8 protein-coding genes and 2 pseudogenes are annotated in these 6,089 nt (G+C 31.3%); all 10 read right to left on the bottom strand.

Annotated elements, in window-relative coordinates; all coding sequences use genetic code 11:
• Positions 1 to 276, bottom strand: a pseudogene (locus KHW44_RS05360) (isoprenylcysteine carboxylmethyltransferase family protein); the annotation flags it as partial.
• 13 nt (positions 277 to 289) lie between these two features.
• A complete protein-coding gene (locus KHW44_RS05355) occupies positions 290 to 1,228 on the bottom strand; it encodes an alpha/beta hydrolase (RefSeq protein ID WP_304066873.1) in 939 nt (312 codons plus the stop codon).
• A gap of 68 nt (positions 1,229 to 1,296) precedes the next feature.
• On the bottom strand, positions 1,297 to 1,923 hold the full coding sequence (locus KHW44_RS05350; RefSeq protein WP_304066870.1) for an L-2-amino-thiazoline-4-carboxylic acid hydrolase: 627 nt from the start codon (positions 1,921 to 1,923) through the stop codon (positions 1,297 to 1,299).
• Between the two features lie 27 nt (positions 1,924 to 1,950).
• Entirely contained in the window at positions 1,951 to 2,559 is a 609-nt protein-coding gene (locus KHW44_RS05345; RefSeq protein WP_304066867.1) for a class I SAM-dependent methyltransferase, read from the bottom strand.
• Between the two features lie 34 nt (positions 2,560 to 2,593).
• The gene (locus KHW44_RS05340) at positions 2,594 to 2,797 is read right to left on the bottom strand and encodes a transposase (protein WP_294685415.1); all 204 of its coding nucleotides are present in this window, start codon (positions 2,795 to 2,797) and stop codon (positions 2,594 to 2,596) included.
• A gap of 71 nt (positions 2,798 to 2,868) precedes the next feature.
• A complete protein-coding gene (locus tag KHW44_RS05335) occupies positions 2,869 to 3,051 on the bottom strand; it encodes a hypothetical protein (protein ID WP_304066862.1) in 183 nt (60 codons plus the stop codon).
• Positions 3,041 to 4,405, bottom strand: coding sequence for an ABC transporter ATP-binding protein (locus KHW44_RS05330; RefSeq protein ID WP_304066859.1), 1,365 nt, complete (start codon positions 4,403 to 4,405; stop codon positions 3,041 to 3,043). The genes KHW44_RS05335 and KHW44_RS05330 overlap by 11 nt, the downstream gene beginning before the upstream one ends.
• Positions 4,399 to 5,088 (bottom strand): energy-coupling factor transporter transmembrane component T, encoded by a 690-nt coding sequence (locus tag KHW44_RS05325; RefSeq protein ID WP_304066856.1) that lies wholly within the window; start codon positions 5,086 to 5,088, stop codon positions 4,399 to 4,401. Before KHW44_RS05325 ends, KHW44_RS05330 begins: the two co-directional genes overlap by 7 nt.
• Entirely contained in the window at positions 5,088 to 5,672 is a 585-nt protein-coding gene (locus KHW44_RS05320; protein WP_304066853.1) for an MptD family putative ECF transporter S component, read from the bottom strand. Before KHW44_RS05320 ends, KHW44_RS05325 begins: the two co-directional genes overlap by 1 nt.
• 59 nt (positions 5,673 to 5,731) lie before the next feature.
• Positions 5,732 to 6,089 (bottom strand): annotated as a pseudogene (locus KHW44_RS05315) (MATE family efflux transporter); the annotation flags it as partial.

The following is a 6,089-nucleotide window of genomic DNA, read 5'->3' as shown; positions in this document are numbered from 1 at the left end:
TCTTACTATGCTGTATACTCCTGTTGTTATCAACTTTTTTTCTGTAACTTTTTTATTTATTTTCTGAACTATTACTGCTTGTATCCATAAATATATTCCTAAAAGGATCATGAATATCCCAGCTATAATAAAAAATATTTTACCTTGGCTTAGTTCTCCTTGATAAATGTATCCATTGAGATGAAGCCATATCACAGCGATTGTAAGTATTAGACATGTTATTACATATATTGGCCCGACACCGAATATGGGCATTATAAATTCTTGTGATTTCATTGTCTGTCCTAAATTATTGTCCTAACAATTCAATAATTTCATCCTGTGCTTCTCTTTCTTCTCTAAAAAATCTCACCAATGGATAACAGTGGCACATTCCTTTTCCAACAATAATTTTGTATGGGGCGTTGTATTTTTCCATTGCTTTTTTAAAGGTTTGCGCAAAGGCATAGAGGCATTCATTTTCGCCGTAATAAAAATATGTTTTCGGAAAGTCTGTAAAATCTCCTACAGTTCCATCTAACATATATTCAGGTATGTCTTCATCTCCTTTTGCGATTTCTCTTGCTGTTTTAATGTACGTCGGATCAATCATTACATCCTTGTAGTTAAGTGCATTTACTCTTTCCCAAATTTCTTTGTTTTCATCGACAGTTACATCCGGAATTCCTCCCGGAGAAACTGAAATAATCTTGCCTGGCATTGAAAGTGGTCTTCCTATGGCGTTGTTATGCAAAAAAATCCCTAGTGATAGACAAGCTCCTGATGAAAATCCAAGGACGCTGATATTTTCTGCTTTATAAGTTTCGGTCATAAGCCTATAGGCTTCAAATGATACTTCATATGTCTTATCTATCTTTACATTTTCTGAACAAAGAGGATAAAATAAAAACCAAACATCTTTTCCGGTTTGTTCCATTATTCTTTCCGATAATTTAAAATCCAGTTTATTCGGTTGTGTAATCATTCCTCCTCCAAATAGATAAAGAACTGCACCGTCGGCGGGCGTTTGATTTTTTTGATATGAAATCAGTCTGTATCCCATAACATCCCTATCAAAAAGATAATAATTCTTTCTCGTAGCCCTTGCCTTTGCCTTTTCTAAATCAAATACTACTTTTGCATTTTCACCTTTTGCATACTTAAGCATCTCTTCTTTGTTCTTTAAAAACATTTTTTTGACTCCGATAAGTCTTACAATTGTCGATGCAATTTTATAAGTTAAGCTCATTTTATTCTACTCCAATAATAATAAATTAATCACAAACTTTACCAATTTCTTATTCATATAACATTGGTTCATTCTCTATCACCTGTGATAAAATAATCACAGCAATCTGCTCCATTTGCTATCGTGCCTTTTCTATGCAAAACTCCATGTTGAAGACTTATCATAACCTCATCCAATTCACAGAATAGCGGCATTAATTCATGTACCCCAAGTTTTTTAGTGTATGTGCAAATAGGGCAACGAGTAATTCTGTAATAACAAGCGCCCTCATATGGTTCTCCCTCAAAATCGACCTTAAACGATGTGGGATAGAGTTTTTCTTTTTCTTCTGTATACCATTTATAATACTTAACTATATTTTTCTTATTAGCCTCTTTTCCTCTCTTAGTATTTAGATTAGTTAATGAAAAAAACCATTTGACAAAATACAGAGAGCGACGCATCATTTCCTGTATGGTCTCTGGTGCAATTTCTTTTTCGCTTGCTAAATATGGTGCAACAAATACAAGAGCGAACATCTCATTGTATGCCATTGGATTATCATCTCCGATATCATCTGCTTCTTCTACTAGTTTTCGATAAATTTTTTTGCTTTTTTTGAGGATATCCCTAGCATACTTTCTTCCATATTTTTCCACCAAAACTTTTTTCATAGGATATTGAAACTGATAGAAATAAAAACTGTGATATTTCATTTTTATCCTTGCCTTTCTTTATCTTATCTATTTTCTTGCGATAAATACGACTTGTTGTTTTCTATCTAAATGATATTCAAAATTAAATCCCAATTTTCCAAGCATTTTTGTTAAGTCGTAGGGTGTGTATACTTCCATTTCTATCATCTGTGCTAATTTTTTTACATCTCTTCTTTTCATAGATGATACTTCATTGCATATTAAAAATTGTCCGCCCTTTTTAAGCACACGATAAATTTCTTTGAAACATTCTTCTATATCATTCCAAAAATAAATAGTTTCAAATGCTGTGACGATATCTATGGATTCATCTTCAAAAGGAAGGCTTCTTACGTCTCCCAATGAAATCTCGCATCTTCCTGACTCAATCGCTTCTTTATTTATCTCACTAGCCATCTTTACACTTGTTTCTGAATGGTCAATACCGTAAACTTTTTTTGCTTTAGTTAAAAAATATTTTATGTTAGCACCGCCGCCGCAGCCCAAATCTAGGACAATATAATCGTTTTCCATATTTATGTAAGACCTTCCCCAACTTGCCAATTTTTCATGTCCTTTATTCATACTTTTTAACATAAATCTGCCGCCAAAATTGTCTTTCGGTTTTCTAAAATTTTCAAAAAAACGCTTAAACATTTCATTCTCCTATTGATATATATTCTCATCTATATTATACCACTTTTTTGCTTTTGATACCTGTTCTCTTTTCAGATTTTAGTCCTTTACGGTCTTGAAATTTGTATGCGTTTATCCACCTTTTAATCACACATGTATTTGGTTTATTGTACTTATCTGATAAATATTTAAATGATATGTTTGTTTCTAAATATTCTTTTACTGCTTTCACTTTAAATTCTGTGCTATATTCTACCATTAAAAAAACTGACCTCCTTAAGTTAAGTTTTAGCTCTAACTTTTGGGGTCGGTTCACATCTGTATTTATTATTATTTTTCTTTAAACGCCTCATTTAAATTATTAATTGCTGGAAGCTTCCTAATATTTTTGTCAAAGGCCCAGTAAATAGCAACTAAAAGAATAATTATGCTTGCTATAAAAATTTCTTTTAAATTTTTAAATACTCTCCCAGTTCTATAGACATGTTTAACAGGATCTATTTTACAATTCAAAAATCTCATCTGCCACTTCATTTAAAAATTCTATATCATGGGAAACAATAAAAATTATTTTATCTTTATTTCTATATTTTTTAATCAGTTCAGATATTTTTATCATATTAGCATAATCCATGCCGCTAGTTGGCTCATCATAGTAAATAAAAGTAGAGTCTTTACACATTATGGACGCTATTGCAAGTCTTTGCTTTTGACCTCCCGATAAGCTCATAGGATGCCTTTCAATAAACTCGTATAAGCCTAAATCTTTTAAAATATTTTTTGCCTTTTCTTCATCGAAATTTTTAACCCCTAGACTGAGTTCTTTGAATACTTCATCTGTAAATAATTGATGATTTACATCTTGCATAACAAGCGAGGAGTTTTTCAGTCTATCTTTTTTAGATAGTTTTTCTCCCTTAAAGTATATTTCTTCTTTTGATTTTTTCTCAAGACCTATTAAACATCTTAAAAGCGTTGACTTTCCACGTCCATTGGATCCTATTATGCCATAAATTTTTCCAAGCTTAAATGAGATGTCTTTTATACTTAAACACTCATCATCAGTAAATTTGTAGCTAAGATTTTTTATCTGATATTCTCCGCCTTCTTTTAAATAAGGAACTTCTAATTTGCTTAATTCTTTATCCCTTAAACTTAGAGCGTTCAATTCATTTTTATCAAACTTTAAAAATTCACTTCTTGTATAAGTTTTTTTAAGTTTGCCTTTATCTATCAAAAATACACGATCAACTATGTCCATCAAATAATAAATTCTATGCTCTGCTACAATTATGCTTATGCCTTTTTCTTTTAGTATTTTAAGCATTTGTGTCAAAACACTTATGCTTTTAATATCCAAATTTGATGAAGGCTCATCCATAACTATAATCTTTGTGCCCGCTATATAAGAAGCAGCAATGCAAAGAATTTGTTTTTCACCGCCGGATAGATTAAATATATTTCTATTCAAAAGATTTTTTATCGGGAATATTTCAAGCATGTCCTTTAAACGCCTGTCCATCTCTTCTCTTGCAAGTCCAATATTTTCTAAATAAAACAATAATTCTAATGTCGTATTAACATTAAAGAAATATGTCTTAGGATTTTGAAAAACAGTTGAGACAAGCATTGAGATTTGATAAAGCTCCAACTCTTTTATATTTTTACCATCAATAATTATTTCGCCCTTTGTTTTTGCGTTATCATACCTTACAGCTAGTCCGTTGATAGAATTTATTAAAGATGACTTACCGCTTCCGCTTTTTCCTGTAAATAGCACACACTCTCCCTCGGATATGGATAGTGATATATCGTCCAATATATGTTCTTTTCCATAATCAAGACTTAAATTTTTTATTTCTACCATATTAAGCCTCCCACAATAAGTCCAGCAACTACGAAAACATAAACAAAATCAATTAGCTGTATCTTTACACTGATATATCTGGTCTTGGCAATTGGATTTTCTATCGCCTTTGTTTCTGCTGCTTTTGCAATGTCATCTGCAATGTTTGAAGATATAATTAGTAGTGGTACTGAAACATATTCAAGATATTTGATTGGGTTTTTAAAATTTATCCCCCTTACTCTCATAGCCATTTTGATGTTTTTCTTCTCCTCTTTAAAAGATGGGAAAAATCTAAACATAACTGCAATAGGTATGGAAAGATTTTTTGGAATTTTAAGCTTATCCATCGACGAAATTATTGCACCTACATCAGATGTCTTTATCATGAGGCTTGCTGCCATAAATGGCAATAAAAACATTCTAAATACTATAGGTATACTTAAAAACATCTTAAGTATCGGGTTTAGTGTAGATAGAATCATAAAATTAGGTAAAGAATATAATGCTATACATAAAATTATCCATTTAAAAAGTGTTTTTTTGTACCCATTCAAATAAAACAAAATACCAATAAGACAAACAATCGCTAGTTCAAAACGGATGTTTATGCTATGCGCAACAGTTAATCCTGTAAGAAATACTACTAATATCTTACTTATTGGATTGGGATTAAAGGGAGCATTTGAAGAAAAGGTAGGCATTATACAATGCCTGCTTTTTCAAAGTGTTTTTTCAATAGAGCCTTGCCTATATATGCTCCAATTATTCCTCCTAGAAAAGCACCTAAGGCTACTAAGGCCATGTGAGGATATGTTATTAGTTTTTCCATTGCGTCAACATAATCTTTTCCCATCATTTCAATAGACATTTCCAAATATTTTTCTTTTGCTAAAAGCATTTGCATCATAGAGCTGCATATCCATATACTAAAAACTGCGTAAGAAAGCATATTGTATTTAAAGGAATTATAATTACCAATCTTTCTAATTAATTCTGCTATTATCATTACTATAAGCGATAAAACTACAACGACGTAAGTATGACCAGAAGCAAACATCACAAGAGGTGATATCATACCGAATATAAATAATGCCCATGGTTTTTGAACCTTTGTCATAAATAACATAACTACAGTCCCTGCAACTATGGCTAATACTGTCGGGTATATTAAAAACAATATCGGAATCATGCCCATCATGCCAATTCCAAACAGCAAGGCGAAATAAATTACGCCAAAAACACCGATGCTTACTAAATCTTTTACTTTTAATTTTTTATTATCCATTTTAACCTCCTAATAAATAAATTCTTCTGGTATTTTTGTTTTTTCTCATTATTTTATTTTTAATTATTTACATTCATATTTGAAAGAGCCTTGGCTTGCATTGCTAAACCTACCATTATCATAGTAAAATCTACAACTGGTTCTGTCCACCAAACAGCCCCTGCTCCAAATATTCTTGGCAATATAAGTAAGGCTGGAACAAGTAGTATTAACTGCCTTAGCATTACAATCATTCCAGCTTTTTTCCCATCCCCAATCGCTTGAAAAAAAGTTATTGTCATAATCATAATTCCATAAAGAATAAATACTGAATAGAATATTCTGAAATTATTAACTCCGCTTGAAATTATATCCTGACTTACTTTAAATAAACCAAGTAACTGTTTTGAAAATACTTGTGCTGGTAACCAAAAAATT

Source organism: Finegoldia magna (genome assembly GCF_018371055.1).
Classification (GTDB): domain Bacteria; phylum Bacillota; class Clostridia; order Tissierellales; family Peptoniphilaceae; genus Finegoldia; species Finegoldia magna_I.
The sequence above is the reverse complement of the archived record's forward strand: the minus strand, read 5'-3'. Positions and strand labels throughout refer to the sequence as shown.